The sequence below is a fragment of the Bacteroides reticulotermitis JCM 10512 genome, from assembly GCF_000517545.1.
Taxonomy (GTDB): domain Bacteria; phylum Bacteroidota; class Bacteroidia; order Bacteroidales; family Bacteroidaceae; genus Bacteroides; species Bacteroides reticulotermitis.
Map to the genome: position 1 here is coordinate 184,056 of NZ_BAIV01000001.1, position 21,479 is coordinate 205,534.

Annotated in this window: 19 protein-coding genes; 13 read left to right on the plus strand and 6 right to left on the minus strand. The window is 40.4% G+C overall.

Going from position 1 to position 21,479, the window contains the following annotated elements; all coding sequences use genetic code 11:
• Position 1 precedes the first annotated feature (1 nt).
• The 8 genes from JCM10512_RS00625 (at position 2) to JCM10512_RS00655 (ending at position 8,006) form a co-directional block, all read left to right on the plus strand.
• On the plus strand, positions 2-718 hold the full coding sequence (locus JCM10512_RS00625) for a hypothetical protein (RefSeq protein ID WP_148298212.1): 717 nt from the start codon (positions 2-4) through the stop codon (positions 716-718).
• 113 nt (positions 719-831) lie between these two features.
• Positions 832-1,134 (plus strand): hypothetical protein, encoded by a 303-nt coding sequence (locus JCM10512_RS00630; RefSeq protein ID WP_044159383.1) that lies wholly within the window; start codon positions 832-834, stop codon positions 1,132-1,134.
• Positions 1,135-1,247: 113 nt separating this feature from the next.
• The gene (locus JCM10512_RS00635) at positions 1,248-1,859 is read left to right on the plus strand and encodes a hypothetical protein (protein WP_148298213.1); all 612 of its coding nucleotides are present in this window, start codon (positions 1,248-1,250) and stop codon (positions 1,857-1,859) included.
• A 348-nt stretch (positions 1,860-2,207) separates the two neighbouring features.
• Positions 2,208-4,670: a phenylalanine--tRNA ligase subunit beta gene (pheT, locus tag JCM10512_RS00640; RefSeq protein WP_044159386.1), complete on the plus strand. Its 2,463-nt coding sequence runs from the start codon at positions 2,208-2,210 to the stop codon at positions 4,668-4,670.
• Positions 4,671-4,766: 96 nt separating this feature from the next.
• Positions 4,767-5,504 (plus strand): YebC/PmpR family DNA-binding transcriptional regulator, encoded by a 738-nt coding sequence (locus JCM10512_RS00645; RefSeq protein WP_044159564.1) that lies wholly within the window; start codon positions 4,767-4,769, stop codon positions 5,502-5,504.
• A 3-nt stretch (positions 5,505-5,507) separates the two neighbouring features.
• The gene (locus JCM10512_RS21795; protein ID WP_081741176.1) at positions 5,508-5,753 is read left to right on the plus strand and encodes a TIGR03905 family TSCPD domain-containing protein; all 246 of its coding nucleotides are present in this window, start codon (positions 5,508-5,510) and stop codon (positions 5,751-5,753) included.
• Between the two features lie 204 nt (positions 5,754-5,957).
• The gene (locus JCM10512_RS00650; RefSeq protein WP_044159567.1) at positions 5,958-7,211 is read left to right on the plus strand and encodes an Nramp family divalent metal transporter; all 1,254 of its coding nucleotides are present in this window, start codon (positions 5,958-5,960) and stop codon (positions 7,209-7,211) included.
• Positions 7,212-7,241: 30 nt separating this feature from the next.
• Positions 7,242-8,006, plus strand: coding sequence for an exodeoxyribonuclease III (locus tag JCM10512_RS00655; protein ID WP_044159388.1), 765 nt, complete (start codon positions 7,242-7,244; stop codon positions 8,004-8,006).
• 6 nt (positions 8,007-8,012) lie between these two features.
• Here the strand turns inward: JCM10512_RS00655 and JCM10512_RS00660 are convergent, their stop codons facing one another.
• On the minus strand, positions 8,013-8,420 hold the full coding sequence (locus tag JCM10512_RS00660) for a secondary thiamine-phosphate synthase enzyme YjbQ (RefSeq protein WP_044159391.1): 408 nt from the start codon (positions 8,418-8,420) through the stop codon (positions 8,013-8,015).
• Between the two features lie 74 nt (positions 8,421-8,494).
• On the opposite strand from JCM10512_RS00660, the gene JCM10512_RS00665 reads away from it, so the two are divergent.
• From JCM10512_RS00665 to nhaA, 4 genes are all read left to right on the plus strand, one after another.
• On the plus strand, positions 8,495-8,965 hold the full coding sequence (locus JCM10512_RS00665) for a C-GCAxxG-C-C family protein (protein ID WP_044159395.1): 471 nt from the start codon (positions 8,495-8,497) through the stop codon (positions 8,963-8,965).
• Positions 8,966-9,120: 155 nt separating this feature from the next.
• Positions 9,121-9,321, plus strand: coding sequence for a winged helix-turn-helix domain-containing protein (locus JCM10512_RS00670; RefSeq protein ID WP_044159398.1), 201 nt, complete (start codon positions 9,121-9,123; stop codon positions 9,319-9,321).
• Positions 9,322-9,444: 123 nt separating this feature from the next.
• Positions 9,445-11,226 carry a translation elongation factor 4 gene (lepA, locus tag JCM10512_RS00675; RefSeq protein ID WP_044159400.1) on the plus strand — a complete coding sequence of 594 codons (1,782 nt, stop codon included), beginning with the start codon at positions 9,445-9,447 and terminating at the stop codon, positions 11,224-11,226.
• Positions 11,227-11,480: 254 nt separating this feature from the next.
• Entirely contained in the window at positions 11,481-12,812 is a 1,332-nt protein-coding gene (nhaA, locus tag JCM10512_RS00680; RefSeq protein WP_044159403.1) for a Na+/H+ antiporter NhaA, read from the plus strand.
• A 997-nt stretch (positions 12,813-13,809) separates the two neighbouring features.
• Here nhaA and JCM10512_RS00685 read toward each other — a convergent pair.
• The 3 genes from JCM10512_RS00685 to JCM10512_RS00695 form a co-directional block, all read right to left on the minus strand.
• On the minus strand, positions 13,810-15,048 hold the full coding sequence (locus JCM10512_RS00685; RefSeq protein WP_044159405.1) for a DNA recombination protein RmuC: 1,239 nt from the start codon (positions 15,046-15,048) through the stop codon (positions 13,810-13,812).
• Positions 15,048-15,902, minus strand: a complete 855-nt coding sequence (gene map, locus JCM10512_RS00690; RefSeq protein WP_044159408.1) for a type I methionyl aminopeptidase — start codon at positions 15,900-15,902, stop codon at positions 15,048-15,050. Before map ends, JCM10512_RS00685 begins: the two co-directional genes overlap by 1 nt.
• A 795-nt stretch (positions 15,903-16,697) precedes the next feature.
• On the minus strand, positions 16,698-18,341 hold the full coding sequence (locus JCM10512_RS00695) for a B12-binding domain-containing radical SAM protein (protein WP_044159571.1): 1,644 nt from the start codon (positions 18,339-18,341) through the stop codon (positions 16,698-16,700).
• Between the two features lie 109 nt (positions 18,342-18,450).
• Here JCM10512_RS00695 and JCM10512_RS00700 point away from each other — a divergent pair, with 109 nt between their 5' ends.
• Entirely contained in the window at positions 18,451-18,849 is a 399-nt protein-coding gene (locus tag JCM10512_RS00700) for a hypothetical protein (RefSeq protein WP_044159410.1), read from the plus strand.
• Between the two features lie 142 nt (positions 18,850-18,991).
• Here the strand turns inward: JCM10512_RS00700 and JCM10512_RS00705 are convergent, their stop codons facing one another.
• Together JCM10512_RS00705 and rlmD are read right to left on the minus strand one after the other, a co-directional pair.
• The gene (locus JCM10512_RS00705) at positions 18,992-19,918 is read right to left on the minus strand and encodes an RluA family pseudouridine synthase (RefSeq protein ID WP_044159414.1); all 927 of its coding nucleotides are present in this window, start codon (positions 19,916-19,918) and stop codon (positions 18,992-18,994) included.
• A 5-nt stretch (positions 19,919-19,923) separates the two neighbouring features.
• On the minus strand, positions 19,924-21,303 hold the full coding sequence (gene rlmD, locus JCM10512_RS00710; protein ID WP_044159415.1) for a 23S rRNA (uracil(1939)-C(5))-methyltransferase RlmD: 1,380 nt from the start codon (positions 21,301-21,303) through the stop codon (positions 19,924-19,926).
• Between the last annotated feature and the right edge of the window lie 176 nt (positions 21,304-21,479).

Sequence of the window (21,479 nt, forward strand, 5' to 3'; positions counted from 1 at the left end):
TTTGGATAAAGCTATGGAAGAGGCTGGTAAAAATCGTTTAGAACTGCTAAAGGTGATAGATTACTACCGGAATGTGGACAATCGTGATCCACTGAAGTTAAAAGCAGCTTTATTCTTGATAGAAAATATGCCAGTTCATGGAGGAGTATGGAGTGAAGCAATAGGTACGTTTAGGGAAAAAGTGTATGAGGCGGACTCCTTATTACCAATGGAGATATTAAACAAGTGGTGGAATGAGTTGGAAGATGTTAATAAACCGATCTTTAAACCTGACTTGAATAATTTGAAAGCGGACTTTCTTATACAAAATATAGATAAGGCTTTCGAGGTATGGTATGCTTCCGCATGGAGAAAAGATGTGAGTTTTATAAATTTCTGCCATCATATACTGCCTTATCGTTTAGAGAAAGAGTTATTGGCAGATGGGTGGCGGGACAGCTTGTATCAAGCCTATTATCCGTTAGTGAAAGATATAAAAACGCTAAAGGAGGCTTATGAAATAGTACATTATGAGGTAGGGCAGCGTTTGTCGAGCAGTAGTTCTGATTTTCCATATAAAATAGACGTAGTGGCCATGCAGCATCAACTCAAAGCTACATGTCTCCAACGATGTATAATGATAAGCAGTGTAATGCGTGCGCTGGGTATTCCAACTGCTATAGATTATGTCGGTAGTTGGGGGAATTATAGTACAAGGGTCATGCGTGGGTCTCTCTAATAACCAAAGATGGTACATATGCTATCTATAGAGATGAAAAGGAGGCCCAAATCCATAATCGTATTGATGCAAGCCTATTTGAAGTTGACTATCCGATATCTAAAGATTATGAATTGATTACAAATTTTAAGAAACGCTGTGCGAAAATCAGTCGTTTTACGTTTGAATATCATAAGTATATAGAAAATCTGGATTATGAATGGAAAGCTGTACAACAGATGGTTTCTCCTTTTTCTTGTGAAGTCTCACATGAATATGGTTTGAAGGGAGAAAGTGAAGTACAGATCAATCTACCTATACAATATACATATCTTTGCACATTTGTTACAGCTCAGGGGTGGACTCCCATTAGTTACTGTAAAGTGAATAATGGTAGATGCCATTTCTCGGCATTAGGTGATTCGGTTGCTATATAATAATGGGATATCTCAACGGAAAGCCTATAGCTCTGGGAAATCCTTTTATGCTTGAGGGAAAACACAAAACAAGTTTTGTTCCTGATAAGTCAAGCCTTAAACAGATAAAGATTATGCGCAAATATCCACTTACAGGGAAATGGATGAACGAGTGGTTCCCTATGATTGGAGGGCGATTTGAAGGTAGTAATAATCCTGATTTTATAAATGCGGAATTGTTGTGTAGTATAGAGAATATGCCTGTCTTTCGTAATATTGTGAAAGTAAACTGTCGAAAAGAATTCCGCTATGTACGCTATGTCTCTCCGAAAGAGTGTCAAACTCCAATAGCAGAAATTGAATTTATAGGTATAAAAGGAAAAATGAAAGTCTCTCCGTGGAAAAATACAACCGGAGGCGTGGAGCGAAGTTTAGACAACGATACGTTTACGCGTCCCGATATTGAAAGAGGATATTCGTTTGGATATGATTTAGGCATCTCTCAAAAAATATGCTCCATCATATACTTCCCACGGAATGATGATAATTTTGTTCTTCCTGGGCGTGATTATGAATTGTTTTATTATGATAATGATTGGATCTCATTGGGGAAATGTAAATCAGATGATTATGAAGTGGTATATGATTCTGTTCCTGATAATTCCCTTCTATATTTGAAAGATCATACGACAGGCGTGGAAGAGCGCCCTTTTACTTATGAGGATGGCAAACAGATCTGGTGGTAATTTTGTGAATAAAACAAACGATGTTATTTTTTGAATTTTATTAAAAGGTATTGTAAATAGAGTAGTGTTATTTCTGATTAGATACTCATAGTTCAGGGAGTGGCGAGTGATAAATTTACATGATTTGATTTCATTTCCAAAATTTGCTGAACATCCCTAATTGGATGTTATTTAGTTTGAGAGAAAAAGATTTGCTTTTGCTGTGTGGTATCAAATATTATACTGTGGCAGCTGTATCGGGCTTTATCTTTCTCTGCACGATCTCATTTTTCTTTCAAATCCTTCTTTTTCAACCAAAAAACTTATTAACTTTGCGAATCTTTTGAGAAACAATAAAAAAATAATTATATGAATATCTCTTATAACTGGCTGAAAGAGTATGTCAACTTCGATCTGACACCTGAGGAAACAGCGGCAGCGTTGACTTCTATCGGCTTGGAAACAGGCGGTGTAGAAGAAGTACAAACAATTAAGGGTGGTTTGGAAGGTCTTGTGATAGGTGAGGTGTTGAGCTGTGTTGAACATCCTAACTCCGACCATTTGCATGTCACTAGTGTCAATTTAGGAAGTGATGAACCAGTGCAGATTGTTTGCGGTGCATCCAATGTGGCTGCCGGACAGAAGGTGGTAGTAGCTACCCTAGGCACAAAACTTTATAATGGAGACGAAAGTTTCACCATTAAAAGATCAAAAATTCGCGGAGTAGAATCTATCGGTATGATTTGTGCCGAAGATGAGATCGGTATTGGAACCAGTCATGACGGCATTATTGTATTACCTGCCGAGGCAGTACCGGGAACTCTTGCCAAAGATTATTATAATATCAAGAGTGATTATGTACTCGAAGTAGATATTACTCCCAATCGTGCAGATGCCTGCTCGCATTATGGAGTTGCTCGCGACTTATATGCTTATCTTACTCAAAATGGATATAAAGCTGTCCTACAGCGTCCGTCCGTGGCTGATTTCAAGGCAGATAATCAAGATTTAAATATTCAGGTCACTGTGGAGAACAGTGAAGCCTGTCCGCATTATGCTGGTGTGACGGTAAAAGGCGTAACAGTTAAAGAAAGTCCGGAATGGCTACAAAATAAATTGCAGCTCATCGGTGTGCGTCCTATTAATAATGTAGTGGATATTACAAATTACATTGTTCATGCTTTCGGACAACCGTTGCACTGCTTTGATGCAAGTAAGATTAAGGGCGGAGAAGTTATTGTAAAAACAATGCCAGAGGGTACTCCATTCGTTACTTTAGATGAAGTAGAACGGAAATTGAATGGACGTGACCTGATGATTTGTAATAAAGAAAATGCGATGTGTATTGCGGGGGTATTTGGTGGACTGGATTCCGGTGCTACTGAAGCAACCGTTGACGTTTTTCTTGAAAGTGCCTATTTCCATCCTACATGGGTTCGCAAATCTGCGCGCCGTCACGGTCTGAACACCGATGCTTCTTTCCGTTTTGAGCGTGGTATCGATCCTAACAGTGTTATTTACTGTCTGAAGTTGGCTGCGCTGATGGTGAAAGAACTTGCCGGTGGTACGATCTCTTCTGAAATCCAAGATGTATGTATTACACCTGCGCAAGATTTTGTTGTTGAGTTGGCGTATGCTAAAGTGAATTCACTTATTGGTAAGGAGATACCGGTTGAAACAATTAAGAGCATCGTGACCAGCCTTGAGATGAAGATTACCAATGAAACGGTAGAAGGATTGACATTGGCAGTTCCTCCTTATCGTGTAGATGTACAACGAGATTGCGACGTAATTGAAGATATTCTTCGCATCTACGGATATAATAATGTAGAAATTCCGACCACTTTGAAGTCTAGTCTGACAACCAAAGGAGAAGATGATAAATCAAATAAATTGCAGAACCTGATTGCTGAGCAATTGGTAGGATGCGGATTTAATGAAATATTAAATAACTCGCTTACGCATGCTGCTTATTATGAGGGGATGGAAGACTTTTCGCCCAGTCGTTTAGCTATGTTACTCAATCCGTTGAGTGCCGACTTGAACTGTATGCGTCAGACCTTACTATTTGGAGGGCTGGAAAGTATAGCTCATAATGCCAATCGTAAGAGAGCTGATTTGAAATTCTTTGAATTTGGTAACTGCTATTTTTTCGATGCTGATCGCAAAAATACTGATAAGGTACTAGCTCCCTATTCGGAAGAGTATCATTTAGGCTTGTGGGTAACAGGAAAAAAAGTCTCCAATTCTTGGGCACATCTGGACGAAAATAGTTCGGTTTTCGAGTTGAAAGCTTATGTTGAAAACGTACTTTTGCGTCTAGGTTTGGATTTAAACAACCTTATCATCGGTACTCTGAGCAATGATATTTTTGCTTCTGCTCTGTCGATTAATACCCGAGGTGGGAAGTGTTTGGTTTCTTTCGGTGTAGTAGCTAAAAAAATACTAAAGGCTGCCGATATAGATAATGAGGTATATTATGCCGAATTCAATTGGAAAGAATTGATGAGAGCTATCCGGTCTGCGAAGATAAGCTATAAGGAACTTTCTAAGTTCCCGGCGGTTAAGCGTGACTTAGCTTTGTTGATTGACAATAATATCCAGTTTGCCGAAATCGAAAAGATTGCATTTGAAACCGAAAAGAAGGTACTCAAAGAAGTTTCTCTCTTCGATGTATACGAAGGTAAGAATCTAGAGGCTGGTAAGAAATCGTACGCTGTTAGCTTCCTGCTACAAGATGAATCACAGACGCTGAATGATAAGATGATCGATAAAATCATGTCTAAGCTGGTGAAGAATCTGGAAGATAAATTAGGAGCTAAATTGAGATAAGAAATAAGAGAATAATATTATATACTTTAATCACTAAAACAAATTCATTTCCAACTCTCTATTTACAGAGAGAAGATGGGTGAGACTATAAAACCAATGGGAAGAGCGTTTGAATATAGAAAAGCAGCTAAGCTGAAAAGATGGGGCCATATGGCTCGTACATTTACGAAAATTGGTAAACAAATAGCTATCGCTGTAAAGTCCGGTGGCCCGGAGCCAGAGAACAATCCGACTCTGCGTGCTATTATTGCTAATGCCAAGCGTGAGAATATGCCGAAAGATAATATTGATCGTGCTATCAAGAACGCAATGGGCAAGGATCAGAGCGAATATAAGAGCATGACTTACGAAGGATATGGACCTCACGGAGTGGCTGTATTTGTTGATACGTTGACAGATAACGCTACTCGTACGGTAGCTGATGTACGCTCTGTCTTTAATAAATTCGGTGGGAATCTCGGTACTATGGGATCATTAGCGTTTCTTTTCGATCATAAATGTATGTTTACTTTCAAGAAGAAAGATGGCGTAGATATGGAAGAATTGATTCTTGATCTGATTGACTTCGATGTGGAAGATGAATATGAAGAAGATGACGAAGAGGGTACAATCACTATTTATGGTGATCCTAAAAGTTATGCTGCAATTCAGAAACACCTTGAAGAGTATGGCTTCGAAGATGTTGGTGGAGATTTCACTTACATTCCGAACGATCTAAAAGATGTAACTGCTGAGCAGCGTGAAACGCTCGATAAGATGGTGGAACGTTTGGAAGAGTTTGACGATGTGCAAACTGTTTATACGAATATGCACCCGGAAGGTGAAGAGGAATAAGCTGTGGAGTACGTTTATAAAACCCAAGGAACTTGTAGTTCCAGTATTCGTCTGAGCGTTGACAACGATGTAATTACGGATGTCTCTTTTCAAGGTGGATGTCATGGAAATCTGCAAGGAATATCTTGTTTAGTGAAAGGGATGAAAATTGAAGAAGTCATCGTCCGCTTAAAAGGTATTTGTTGCGGTAATAAATCGACTTCTTGTCCTGACCAGCTTTGCCATGCATTGCACGAGATGGGATATTGATTGGTATTTGAAACATATAAATAAAAGGCTGTCCCATTGGGCAGCCTTTATTTGTTTGATTCAGTTGATTGCGGTAACCATTATGTAGCTTGCCGTGAGATTACCGTATTTACTGATTCCCCATTTGTCGGTATTTTGAACCAAATGCGGTTTTCGGTTGTTTTTTATAAGTATATTTGTGCGGAATAATACTATTATGCAATGATAAAGAATTTTTTTCAAGATTTAAAACGCAAAGATCATAAACGATATCTAGGCGGTCTGGATGTTTTTAGATATATCGGTCCTGGTTTGCTTGTTACTGTAGGGTTTATTGATCCGGGAAACTGGGCTTCCAATTTTGCTGCTGGTTCAGAGTTTGGCTATTCCTTGTTGTGGGTGGTCACCTTATCTACCATCATGCTGATTGTACTGCAACATAATGTAGCTCACTTGGGGATTGTGACCGGGCTTTGTCTGTCGGAAGCCGCCACAAAGTACACACCCAAATGGGTGTCTCGCCCCATTCTGGGTACAGCTGTATTAGCTTCCATTTCGACTTCTCTTGCTGAGATTCTGGGCGGTGCTATTGCTTTGGAAATGTTATTGGATATTCCTATAGTCTGGGGAGCGGTACTTACTACCGTCTTTGTACTCATTATGCTAATGACCAATTCGTATAAAAAGATAGAACGATCCATCATCGCTTTTGTATCTGTTATAGGTTTGTCGTTTATCTATGAGTTGTTTCTCGTGGAGATCGATTGGCCATTGGCTGTAGAAGGCTGGATAACTCCATCTATACCTAAAGGAAGTATGCTGATCATTATGAGTGTACTAGGTGCGGTAGTTATGCCGCATAACCTCTTCCTACATTCAGAAGTGATACAGAGTCATGAATATAATAAACAAGACGATGCTTCCATTAAAAAAGTGTTGAAGTATGAATTGTTTGATACCCTTTTCTCGATGATTGTTGGGTGGGCTATTAATAGTGCGATGATACTTCTGGCAGCAGCTACATTTTTTAAAAGCGGTATTCAGGTCGAAGAGTTGCAGCAGGCAAAATCATTACTCGAGCCTCTTTTGGGTAGTAATGCTGCTATCGTGTTTGCTTTGGCGTTACTTATGGCGGGAATTTCTTCAACCATTACTAGCGGAATGGCTGCCGGTTCTATTTTTGCCGGGATATTTGGGGAATCATACCATATAAAAGATAGCCACTCACAAGTGGGGGTCTTATTGTCATTGGGAGTTGCTTTATTGCTGATTTTCTTTATTGGCGATCCGTTTAAGGGGCTTCTTATCTCTCAAATGATACTGAGTATTCAACTTCCGTTCACTGTCTTTTTGCAGGTTGGATTAACCTCTTCGCGTAAGGTAATGGGTAACTATGTCAATAGTCGTTGGAGTACTTTTGTACTTTATACCATTGCCATTGTGGTGTCGGTTCTGAATATCATGTTGCTATTCTCCTAAAACAATTAACTAGAAATAAAACAGAGAAGAATGAAAATTATTACTTATAATGTAAACGGATTGCGAGCAGCCGTAACCAAGGGATTTCCCGAGTGGCTGGCGCATGAGCAGCCGGATGTGCTTTGTTTGCAAGAAACAAAACTGCAGCCCGATCAATATCCTGCCGAAGTGTTTGAAGCATTAGGTTATAAATCTTATCTTTATTCGGCTGAGAAAAAAGGATATAGCGGTGTGGCTATTCTTACTCGTCGTGAGCCCGATCATGTAGAATATGGGATGGGGATGGCTAAGTATGATGCCGAAGGACGTTTTATTCGTGCAGATTATGGCGATTTGTCTGTTGTTAGTGTTTATCATCCGTCAGGGACAAGCGGAGAGGAGCGTCAAGCCTTTAAAATGGAATGGCTTGAAGACTTCCAACGTTATGTGGTGGAATTACAGAAAAAACGCCCAAACTTGATTCTTTGTGGTGATTACAATATTTGTCATGAACCGATTGATATCCACGATCCTGTTCGGAATGCCAAAAATAGTGGATTCCTTCCTGAAGAGAGAGCGTGGATGACTCGTTTCCTCTCGGTTGGTTTTGTTGATACTTTCCGGCTACTGAATCCTGATAAGCAGGAATATACCTGGTGGAGTTATCGTTTTAATTCCCGCTCCAAGAATAAAGGCTGGCGAATTGACTACTGTATGACCAGTGAATCCGTACGTCCGTTGTTGCAACATGCTCAGATACTCAATGATGCGGTACATTCCGACCATTGCCCAATGTTGCTGGAAGTCAACTATTAAACCGGACTACAAAATTGTAATACTTAATGTACGTGTGTCTCCTCCGTCGCGGAACTCACAAAGGTAAACCCCTTGCCACGTTCCCAGGTTTAAATGATGGTTCTTAATCGGAATCGTTACCGAACTTCCTACCAACGAAGCCTTGATGTGTGCACTCATATCATCAGGGCCTTCTAAAGTATGGATGAAATAAGGAGCACCATCGGGTACTAGTTTATCGAAAAAGGTTCTGAAGTCATAACGTACATCCGGATCGGCATTTTCGTTGATGGTAAGGCCCGCCGAAGTATGCTTGATAAAAACTACCAGTAATCCGTTTTCCGGCAAGGTTGGTAATTGCGATATGATATCGCGTGTAATCAAATGAAAACCACGTGAATAATGCGGTAAGCGGATGTCGAAGGTTTTAGCCATGAGTCGATTGATATAATTGAATGGCACAAAGGTACTCTTTATCTGTTTAAACGGAAAAATAATTTGCATAGAGAATGGAAAACAATAAGGAAGAAAGAATACAAAGAGCCGGTGAACTCTTTAAAAGCGGATATAACTGTTCGCAATCAGTAGTGGCTGCTTTTGCCGACAAGTATGGCTTTACACAAGAACAAGCATTTCGCATATCTGCTTCATTCGGTGGCGGAATTGGGCGTATGCGTGAGACCTGTGGTGCGGCATGTGGCATGTTTTTACTTGCCGGATTGGAAACGGGGGCTACTGAAGCTGCCGATCGAGAAGGTAAAGCAGCTAACTATGCATTGGTGCAAGAGCTGGCTGCTGAATTTAAGAAAAGGAATGGATCGCTTAACTGTGGGGAATTGTTGGGATTGAAAAAAGAAACCTCTATTTCTTCTCTTCCCGAAGAGAGAACTCAACAATATTATGCTAAACGTCCTTGTTCTAAAATGGTAGAAGAAGCTGCAAGAATTTGGATGGAATATCTCGAAAAAACTTCCGAATAAGAGGGAAATAGCTGTTTTTATTACAAAAACGGTAAAAAAAAGCCTGTTAATCTGTTATATAACATAAAAATAACTATATTTGTCACCAGAATAAAATCTGAAAGTTTTCGAACTGATGATTTTAAATGCATGTCTAACTAAAATGTCAAAAGCAAATGTTGAAAGAAAAAGCAGGTGATGTTGCCGGTTTAATCTGGAATTCACTGAATGAAACAGAAGGTATGACTGCTAAGCAGCTGAAAAAAGCAACCAAGACGGTTGACAAAGATTTATTTCTTGGCCTTGGCTGGTTGTTGAGAGAAGACAAGGTCTCTGTTGAAGAAGTGGAAGGTGAACTTTTCATCAAGTTAATCTAAAGATTAATCCACTTACTAATAAAAAATGCGTCAATACATACCAATATGTCATTGACGCATTTTTTTTATACCAGCATTTGCGTATCTTTGCGCACCTAAAAACAAAAAGATAATTGTATTTACATGAAGAATATACGTAACTTTTGCATCATTGCTCACATTGACCATGGTAAATCGACTTTGGCCGACCGCCTGTTAGAGTTTACTCAAACTGTTCAGGTAACTAAAGGACAGATGCTCGATAATATGGATTTGGAGAAGGAGAGAGGTATAACCATTAAGAGCCATGCTATCCAAATGGAATATACCTATAAGGGTGAGAAATTCATTCTGAACCTGATTGACACTCCGGGACACGTGGACTTTTCTTATGAGGTTTCACGCTCCATTGCAGCTTGCGAAGGTGCATTGCTGATTGTAGATGCTTCTCAAGGAGTACAGGCACAGACTATTTCGAATCTCTATATGGCTATTGAACACGATCTGGAAATTATTCCGATTATCAATAAATGCGATATGGCTAGTGCTATGCCTGAAGAAGTTGAGGATGAAATTGTCGAACTGTTGGGTTCTAAACGCGAAGAAATAATCCGCGCATCCGGTAAAACGGGTATGGGGATTGAAGAAATATTGTCTGCGGTAATCGAGCGCGTACCAGCTCCGAAAGGAAGTGATGACGCACCGTTGCAGGCTTTGATCTTTGACTCGGTATTCAACTCTTTTCGTGGAATTATCGCTTACTTTAAAATAGAGAACGGAGTGATTCGGAGCGGTGATAAAGTGAAGTTCTTCAATACCGGAAAAGAATACGATGCCGATGAAATTGGGGTGTTGAAAATGGACTTGCTCCCTCGTAAAGAACTGAGCACGGGTGATGTTGGCTATATTATTTCGGGTATTAAAACCTCTAAGGAAGTAAAAGTAGGTGATACGATTACTCATATCTCCCGCCCTTGTGATAAGGCGATCTCTGGTTTTGAAGAAGTAAAGCCGATGGTATTTGCTGGGGTTTATCCCATTGATGCTGAAGATTTCGAAGATCTGCGTGCTTCGCTTGAAAAACTTCAGTTGAACGATGCGTCATTGACATTCCAACCGGAATCGTCTTTAGCACTCGGTTTCGGTTTCCGTTGTGGTTTCCTTGGCCTGCTTCATATGGAGATCGTACAAGAGCGTCTGGATCGCGAATTCGATATGAACGTAATCACTACCGTACCTAACGTATCTTATCTGATTTATGATAAGCAAGGTCACGTGAAGGAAGTGCACAATCCCGGGGGAATGCCCGATCCTACTTTGATTGAACATATTGAAGAACCTTACATTAAGTCATCCATCATTACAACGACTGATTATATCGGTCCGATCATGACTCTTTGTCTGGGTAAACGTGGTGAACTTATCAAACAGGAATATATATCAGGCAGCCGGGTAGAACTCCATTACAATATGCCATTGGGTGAAATCGTGATTGACTTCTATGATAAGTTGAAGAGTATATCGAAAGGATACGCCTCATTTGATTATCAGATGGATGGTTTCCGGACTTCGAAATTGATTAAGTTGGATATTCTTCTCAATGGCGAGCCGGTAGATGCTTTATCAACCTTGACTCACTTTGACAACGCTTATGATATGGGGCGCCGTATGTGCGAAAAATTGAAGGAATTGATTCCGCGTCAACAGTTTGATATAGCTATTCAGGCTGCTATCGGATCGAAAATTATATCCCGTGAAACTATCAAAGCATTGCGCAAAGATGTTACCGCAAAGTGTTATGGTGGTGACGTGAGCCGTAAACGTAAGCTGCTCGAAAAGCAAAAGAAAGGAAAGAAGAGAATGAAGCAGATTGGTAACGTGGAAGTTCCTCAAAAAGCTTTCCTCGCTGTACTCAAGCTCGATTAATGGTATTTAAGACCGTAAGTGAATGCTGGATATTCTTTCCAATTTACCTTACGGTCTTTTTAATACATCAATGCGTTAGTCACAATCATTGATCTGGAGTCTTCAGACAAACGCTTAACGATAACTAATTTAATAGGATAGCAAACTTTACTTTGTTGTTCGTGTTTTTACTCTGAAAGGAATTTGTCCTCTCACCGGGATGGTGAGCCATTTTTTAACCCGGGCATCTCTGCCTGCTAAATATTGAACTAGATATGACATTTATTCATGCAATGATGAGACGCGTACTGTCACTCCGTGTGACTGCCAGTGTACTTTTGTTCGTGGCTGCTATTGCAGCGGCTATTATCGCTAATTCATCGTATGCTCCCATTTATCAAGAGTTCCTATCGAACGAATTGCAACTACGGATAGGTAGCTTCAATCTACTTTCCCATGGAGGGCATAATATGACTATGCTCGAATTTATTAATGACGGACTGATGGCGATCTTTTTCTTCTCTGTCGGTTTGGAGATAAAAAGAGAATTATTGGTAGGTGAACTGTCATCGTTCCGTAAAGCTCTTCTGCCTATTATTGCAGCTTTTGGTGGTATGGTTATTCCTGTGATGGTTTATTTATTGGTCTGCGAACCCGGTTCTATTGAAGGACAGGGCTTGGCTATTCCGATGGCTACAGATATAGCGTTTTCTTTGGGAGTTCTTAGCTTGCTGGGAAGTCGGGTACCTCTTAGTTTGAAAGTCTTTTTGGTAGCTTTTGCAGTTGTAGATGATATTGGAGGAATTCTGGTTATTGCCATTTATTACAGTTCTCATGTATCTTACGGTTATTTACTTGTAGCCGCTTTGCTCTACCTGATTCTCTTCTTTATCGGACGCTATGGAGCTACGAATAAAATATTCTTTTTCGTTTTTGGTGGAGTGATCTGGTACCTATTCCTGCAATCAGGTATTCACAGTACTATATCAGGGGTTATTCTGGCTTTTGTAACTCCTGCCAGACCTCGTCTTGATGTTGCTAAATACGTTGAATATATTCGTGAGACGATTGCTGGTTTTCCCGTGATTAAAGCAGCAAAAAAGGGTCATACTGTACTTACTAACGAGCAAATAGCCACTCTGAAAATGGTTGAGTCGGCTTCTGATCGTGTGATTAGCCCGTTGCAATCGTTGGAGGATAACTTACACGGGATGGTTAACTTCTTGATTCTTCCACTGTTTGCTTTTGTAAATGCTGGAGTCGTATTCAGTGGTGAGGGAGAGCTTGTTGGCAATGTTAGCATTGCTGTGGCTTTAGGGCTGCTACTTGGCAAATTCGTGGGAATTTATTCCTTTACATGGATAACGGTAAAGTCGGGCATTGTATCCTTGCCTCAAGGAATGAATTGGAAAAGTGTGGCTGGTGTATCTCTTTTAGGAGGAGTTGGCTTTACGGTTTCTTTATTTGTAGCCAATCTCTCTTTTGGTAGTGCATACCCTGAACTACTTAATCAAGCTAAACTAGGAGTGCTAAGCGGTACGGTTCTATCGGGGATATTAGGCTATATTGTTTTGCGAATGGCGCTTCGAAACAGAAAAACCATTTAAATAAAACGATTCGACAATCAATACGATTACCTAGACACTAGGGTAATATCGAAAATGTAAACTTAACTAAATAGTTTAATAAGGGCATTCGTGAAAACGAATATAATTTATTAAATTCGCAAAAACGGATTACTTTTAGTGTTTTAAAGAATCCTGTGAATTAGTGCATTTGCCTCGCAAGAAGTGGGACTCAAAGTTGATTAAATACGAAAAGAAAATAGTTTAATATTAAATCCATTAATGAATTAGATGAAATTTTTGATAAACAGTGGTAGGTATATACAATACACCCTCAATATATTGTATATTATTCTTTTTATGAAGATTGTTTCCTCTTTGTTCTTTTATGAGTATGTTCCAGAAATTTTTAAAAGTCCATACTTCACATTGGTTTTATTGGCTTGCATTTTGATTCCATCATTGGTTAAAAAAAGACTGTAATGCAAATGAATAAATATATTAATAAATTGTATTATTATTCTTATGTTATTTAATCTGTTTTCATTTTAGGGATACTTATTTGTCTTGATTTGATTACATTTTTTTTCTGCTGAGATAAATGTAATAGTGCAGTGCACTTTCTTTTTGTTTTTAGGTTTTGGCTAGGTAGCACTATTTCTTTTTTATTTGCTATGAAGTTCATGAAGAAATAAAACTCATATATTTAGATATGAAGAGTGGCATGAATTGATATAATAACGGAGTTCATCAGTTAGATATAGGCTCAATTAATATATAAGCGTATGCTGCTCTAATGATTCTCTTTAGATAAGATATATACACAATTAGTTATTATACCTGTTCTTATTTGTAATTTCCTGCTATCAATGAAAAAGTTGCATAAATATAAGACCAAGTATTCATAATCTAATGAATACTTGGCCCTTGCGAAATAATTGTTCTGGTTTTAATCTGCTTTCTGTCGTTAATCGATCCAATCTTACGAAACTATGAAAAAAATGAAAAGAAAATAATGAGAGTAGAAGTGCCTTCTTTTTTATAGTAACGCATTATCCTCGTCTTCATCATCTAGTGGCAGAATCTTACGGCTTTCTTCTTGCGGCAATCGTTCGACCTGTCGGAGTTTACGTTCGATAGCACGAGTGCGCTTGCCCATAACCTCCTCCAATTGATCACCTGCGCTTTGCAGATTCTTCTGTACTTTCTCGAGCAAACCTCCGAATTTACCAAATTCTGTTTTTACAGCTCCTAGGATAGTCCACACTTCTCCGGTGCGTTTCTGAATGGCTAGGGTACGGAATCCCATCTGTAGGCTATTTAGGATAGCACCTAGTGTTGTAGGGCCGGTCACAACAATTTTGTATTCACGCTGTAAGGTTTCCACAAGACTGGTGCGGCGGATTACTTCGGCGTATATGCTTTCGAAGGGAAGAAACATGATAGCGAAGTCTGTTGTATAAGGTGGATCTACATACTTCTCGTGAATATCCTTAGCCATCTTTTTAATAGTTGCTTCCAGTTGCTTGCCGGACGACTCAATCAGAGCGGTATCTCCTGCTTCGAAGGCATCGTAATACTGCTCGTATATATCTTTGGGGAACTTTGCATCAATCGGTAGATAGACCGTACTGTTGCTATCATCTTTGCCGGGTAGTTTGATGGCGAACTCGACAAATTCGGTTCCACTCTTCTTAGTCTTTACATTGGCGTCATACTGTTCCGGACTCATCATTTGCTCTAGTAAAGCGCCAAGCTGTACTTCACCGAAAGTTCCTCGCATTTTGACATTGCTTAGTACCTTCTTTAGCCCTCCCACATCTTGAGCCAGTGACTTCATCTCACCCAGTCCCTTCTGTACGTTTTCGAGCTGCGAGCGAACGATTTCAAACGATTGTCCGATGCGTTCATTTAGCGTCTTTTGTAGTTTTTCTTCTACCATCTGTCGCATGTCGTCCAGTCGCTTTTCGGTTGATTTCATTAATGCTTCTTGCTGACGTGCCATCGTGTCGAACTTCTCTTTTTGTAGTTCGCCCGAAGTCATCATATTCTTATGCAAGGCATCTTGCAACTGCTGTATGTTTTGTCCGAGTGTTTGTGTGATCTCCATTCGGAGTTCGCGAATGCTGCGATTCAACTCTTCGCGATTTTCTTGCATCTGCTTTCTCAGGGCCGTTTGTAACTGCTCTGATTGAGCCTGTTGATTGTTCTTCGTTAGTGAAAGAACAATCAGTACTATCAGCAGTACAATTATGACGATAAGTAACAGTAGCTCCATTAATATGTCAGAATCTCATTTCCGGTTTCGGTAATCAGGATCATATTTTCCCACTGTGCGGAAGGTAGCCCATCATCTGTACATACTGTCCATCCGTCATTCTCATCGATAAACACGTCGTAAGTTCCCATATTGATCATCGGCTCGATGGTAAATGTCATTCCAGGTACGATCATCATTCCCGTACCTCGCTGCCCAAAATGCTCCACATCCGGTGCTTCGTGAAACTCCACGCCCACACCATGCCCGCATAGATCGCGCACAACGCTGAATCCGTTCTTTTCGGCATGCTCTTGAATAGCAGCACCCACGTCACCCAATTGCTTCCAGGGTTGAGCGGCTGCAATACCTAGCTCCATACATTCTTTGGCTACTTGTACCAACTTTTGCATTTCAGGGCGGACTTCACCAACCATAAACATGCGTGATGCATCTGAAAAATATCCTTTGTAAATAGTCGAAACATCTACATTAAGAATATCTCCGTTTTGCAGAATCTCAGTTTTAGAGGGTATGCCGTGGCATACTACGTCGTTGATACTTGTACATACACTTTTTGGAAAGCCTTCGAAGTTGAGCGGAGCGGGAATAGCTCCGTGAGCAATTGTGAAGTCGTATACCAGTTTATCTATTTCCTCGGTAGACATACCTTCGCGAACATACTCTGAAACATAGTCGAGGAGTGCTGTGTTTATTTTAGCACTTTCGCGGATTCCCTCTAGTTGTTCAGGCGTGCGTAGAACTTTGCGTAGGGGGAGTTTATATCCTTGTTTTCTGTATTTTTGTATTTTTTGTTCTACTTGGGCCGGATAATTGGAAGGAGTAAACCGGAATCCTTTAATAAAATTCTTCATTGCTATAAGATGTTTTTTATCGTCTTGCAAAGGTAGGGAATAAAATGGAAAATATGCTTTCTTACTTTCTAAAACTTTTTTATCTTTACACTAGAATACGATTGACTTCACGCGTGAAGTCAATCGTTCCTACACGGGCAATCGATCTTACTTTAGCCTAATCATTATAACCTAAACAAAACATGGCAAAGTATGATTTATACAACGTGTATGGTATTGATAACCAAGAACAGGAGGAAAAGAATCGCGGAAGGCATGTGACTGGAGGATACATAAGCAAAAAGAAACTTTATAAACGAGTGGAACAAATCTCGGGTTTTAATCACACGTAGGCTAATGCGATAATGGCTTGTATCACAGATGCAGATGTTGAGTTTATGCATGAGGGTATATTGTGCAATTAGAAGATTTGGGGTACCTACTAGCTACTGTGACCAGTCATTCGGTTCAGAAGAAAAAAAACATGCAGGCTCTGTACATTTTAATAATGTCGATCTGCGCATCAGTGGAAGTTTACGTAAAAGAATGCGTAGTATGTCTTAGCAAGGTGTTGATAAACCGGTTATGGTTTCTAAAGATACGTGTATGGAGCAGAGAAAGGACCTTTTGAAAGAACATCTGAGAACCTTTCCCTGCATAACCCGAGCTGATTATGCCCGGCTACTCATTTACTGAAGAGTAAGGCAATATGCGACCTGAAAAGCTTTGTAGAAGAAGGCTGATTGGTCAAATATGGTGTCAGTCCGGCAGTGCTCTACTACCTGTTGCCAAAATCGTAGTTCGCAGTCGCAGGTATTATTTGATACTCAAAGCTTTGAAAACGGGTTCCATCTTTTGTATTTCCGAATCGAAGCCAAACCAGTAGCCGAAATCATCTCCAATTATGGGTAGGAAGCATAAACGTAAATTCTCGCGATAGGTCCCGTAGATCACCTTCCATGTGGCAGGGGGAGTTACTCTTTTGGTCCTAACTTTCTCTGCCGGCATCTTTTTGAGTGACATACCGGCTTCTATCCACGCAATAGAGACTTGTGTCAGATAGGCAGGGTAATGATGTTTACAGAAATCATAAAGAATCAATCCTCGCTTCTCAAGACTCAGCGGATTGTCAATCACATCTGTTTCAACAAGATGTTGCAGTAGATCATGAAGGAACCGGGGATTCTCTACGATTAGGTTTTGAGTAAGGACGCGCCAGGTTGGAGCATTGTAGAAACCATCGAGCAAGCGCGATAGATGGTGAGCGGTTTGTAATTCTTCCACGTTGATCTCCCGAGTTTGCAATACTTCATAAGGTGGAAGAGGGGAGTATTGTATGCCTAGTTCGGCGGCTCTTCTTCGCATATCGGTACCAGGAAGCAACTTCAGTGACTCCAACTGAATCTCTCCCGCTCCGTATTCGGCTAATGTACGAACATCTTCAAAAATCTCTTTCAGATGGTAGAGAGGAAGTCCGGCTATCAGGTCGGCATGTGTTTCCATGTTGTCTAACGAGCAGAGGAATTCCAAACCATCCAATGCATCAGCTAGTTTTCCCATCCGTTTACTTTGTTCAAGTACTGGTTCGCGCAGGCTTTGAATCCCTGCTTCAAGGTGTAGTAGCCCTTTGGGTAATATAGTCAGTTCTTCTTTCAACTCTTCAGACAGTAGGGCCGGATGAATTTCAAGATGGAAGCAAATGTCCGGAGAATATTCGCAGAATAGGTCGAGTAACTCTTTAGCACGTTTATTGTTGTAGTTAAAAGTACGATCGAGTATCCGTACATTTTTAATGCCTTGGCTATGAATACGCTTCAACCGTTCACGAATAGCTTTTATCGAAAGAGTCCGTACGGGCTTTTCTCCTCCGCTGACACAGAAAGCACAGGTATTGAAACATCCTCGTGTAGTTTCTAATTGTACGAAGGGTTTGCTCCAATTGAAGAACTTGCTTTTTTCAGGCGGTACAAGGCGGTCGAATTCCAAAACACGGGCAATACCATTGTCACAGTAGTGTTCTGCCTCGTCTAAATAGCAGAGGCCTGTAATTTGTTGCCAGCTTTCCGTTGGGTTATTCCAAACTTTTAACCATTGTGGAAAAACTTTTTCGCCTTCTCCCCGAAACACTCCGCTCACAAATTTGTTCTTTCTTAAGAACGATTCGTTATTGCCTAGAAACTCTGGTCCGCCAAGTATGACGCAGCACTCAGGGAGTAAGGCTTTAGCGCGTGAAATGATATGTAGCAGTTGCTCATGACTGAATAGCCAATTAGTAGCAGCGATGATGTCGGGCTGGCGATGGTAAATTTGGTTGACCACCATGCCGGTGTTTTCGTTGATGGTTGTCGACACAATGTCCCACTCGATGGTTGTGTCATCCATTATCTGAGCATGTAACGCAGGCAATGCCAGAGAAGAATGGGCGTACGAACTGTTTAAATCAAGCCAAAGAATTTTCATGTTGAAATTAATATTAGAGTACAAAGATACAAAAAAACTTGTGGCATACTGGGTATAGTAATATAAAAACACTATTTTTGCAAAAATAAATGTAACATACTAAGAAATTATGAAAATGTTAAAAAAATACGGAGGCATCCTACTGATGCTGACTTTGCTTGTGGGGTTTACTTCGTGTGATGATGATGAAGATATCTATCATGACATCATGGGACGTACTTGGATCGGTGATTTAGGTTTTGGTACTGATAGAGATCCGATAGAAAGTGCTATTCGAATGGATAATAATGAGTTGGGAATAGACTACCAAATTTACGATTATGATGGTGCCCCTGCTGGAGATTTACCCTTTCGTTGGCGAGTAGATTATGGTACATTGTATTTAGATTACGGTAGTAATTTCGCTTTGCGTGAAATAAGAAATGTTCGCGTAAGGGGGCGTTATTTACAGGGCGATTTATTTCTTGATGGAGTGTACTTTGCTTATGTTGAATTGAGAATGCAATAACAAGTAATATACTAATGCAGTAAGGGCTACCTCAATGAGGTAGCCCTTACTGCTTGTTTTCGAATCGACATTGTTGCACAAAAGATAAAGTCCCTCTGTTAGTTTGAAAACAGAAGGATTTTATAAGTTTGTTAGGTGTTTCTTATCTCTTTAAAAACAACTTTTTGAACTCTCCCGGATAAGGCGTTTCAAACTCCATTAGATCACCTGTTACCGGATGATGGAAGCAGAGTTTGAAAGCGTGAAGGGCTAGACGGCCAATCGGATTCGTATAGTTTTCACCTGCATATCTGCCGTCACCTACTATCGGATGCCCCAGTGTCTGCATATGTACACGTATCTGGTTTTTGCGGCCTGTTTCCAAATCGAGTTCCAATAGCGAGTAACCGTTGGCCCGCTTGATTGTTTTATAGTGAGTAACCGATTTGGAGCCACCATCGTCGTATTCGCTTGAGCTGACATAGAGTGTTTTATCTGTTAGCCAAGATACTACCGTGTCTCGATCTTTCTCTACATCTCCTTCTACTACGGCAACATAACGTCGATCGGTCACGATCTCATGCCAGTTATCACGCAGTACACGCTGTGCTTTCTCGGTTTTAGCAAACATCATCAAACCCGACGTATCTCTGTCCAGGCGGTGTACGATGTAAACCTGATACTGTCGTCCCGAGCGCTGTACGTATTCATTTAGAATCATATAGGCTGTGCGCTCTTTCTGGTGTTCTGTGCTGACAGACAATAGGCCTTGCATTTTATCGATAACAATAATATAGGAGTCCTCGTAGACTATTTTTAATAGCCTGTTAGTGAAGTCCTTCTTTCCTTTATTCTTGCTTATTTGTACTTTCATTCCCGTTTGTAGAGGGAAGTTGAACTGAGTCGTAATCACATTGTCTACCAGCACTACTCGTTTGCTTAAGAGCGCTTTCAATTTCGTACGGCTGGCATCCGGCATTTTGGCAGCCAGAAACTCCATCAGTTCCATCGGTTCTTTAACCAGATAATTGGTATATTGAGCACGAGCTTTTTCGGCACGTGTTTTTCTTGGTCTTTTCTCTGATTTCATTCTTTTTAATTTTCAGTGTTTGGTCGAATCTCCAGCAACACCACATTTTCTACATGATGCGTGTGTGGGAACATGTCGACTGGTTGCACCGCTGCAACTTTATATTTGTCATCAAGCAACTGCAAGTCTCGGGCTTGCGTGGCAGGGTTGCAGCTTACGTATACAATACGCTTCGGTTCGGCAAAGAGAATTACATCGACTACATCTTGATGCATTCCCGCACGAGGTGGGTCAGTGATTATCACATCCGGACGACCATGTTCGTTGATGAAGTCTTGTGTTAGTATATCTTTCATATCGCCGGCATAAAACAATGCATTCTCTATGCCATTGACTTCTGCGTTTACTTTCGCATCTTCAATCGCTTCGGGTACATATTCAATACCGATTACTTGGCGTGCTTGCCGCGAGACAAAATTGGCTATTGTTCCTGTACCTGTATAAAGATCGTAAACCAACTCATTGCCTGTCAAGCCTGCGAACTGGCGCGTGATCTTATATAAGTTGTAGGCTTGTTCGGAGTTTGTTTGATAGAACGATTTCGGTCCTATTTTAAAACGCAAGCCTTCCATTTCTTCAAAGATATGATCGTTGCCGCGGAATACATGCACATCCAAATCATTAATCGTATCGTTACATTTATTATTAATAATGTATAGAAGCGATGTAATTTCGGGAAATGAGTCAGCTATGAATTGCAATATTTGTCGGAACAGGTCCATTTCATGATCTTCGGTGATCTTGCAGATCAGAATCACCATTAGCTCACCGGTAGAGGACGTACGGACAATCATATTCCGAAGCATACCTTCTTGCGAGCGTAGGTTGATGAAAGAATAGTCGTGTTCGTATGCGTAGTCACGTACTGCATTGCGGATGCGGTTCGATATATCGTTCTGCAACCAGCATTTTTCAATAGCCAGTACTTTGTCAAATGCTCCCGGAATATGGAAACCTACGGCATTCATTTGGTCGTATTTGACATCCTGTCGAACTTCTTCTGCGGTGAGCCACCGTTTATTGGAAAAAGTGAACTCCAGTTTATTCCTGTAAAACTCTGTGCGGTCGGAGCCTAAGATAGGAGAAATCTCCGGTAGATCAATCTTGCCGATGCGTTTCAAATTATCTTCTACTTGCTTCTGCTTGTATTTAATCTGCTCTTGATAGGGAAGAACCTGCCATTTGCATCCTCCGCAAACTCCGTAATGTTGGCAGAAAGGTACAGCGCGTACAGGCGATAATTCGTGAAACTTCACTACTTCGCCTTCAGCATATTTGTTCTTTTTACGTCTGATTTGTAAGTCTACAACATCACCTGGTACTACATAGGGAACAAAAATCACCAGGTCGTTTACTTTTGCAATGGCTTTTCCTTCGGCAGCCACATCCGTGATCGTTACCCTCTCAAAGAGAGGAAGTTCTTTTTTCTTTCTTGCCACTTTTACACCAATCTAATAATTATGTGGCAAAAATAGGTATTTTTTCTCGTATATTTTCTGAGTATTTGAATTTATTCTGAAATGCAATATTGAAATTACATTCTGTCGATTTTTTTTTCTCA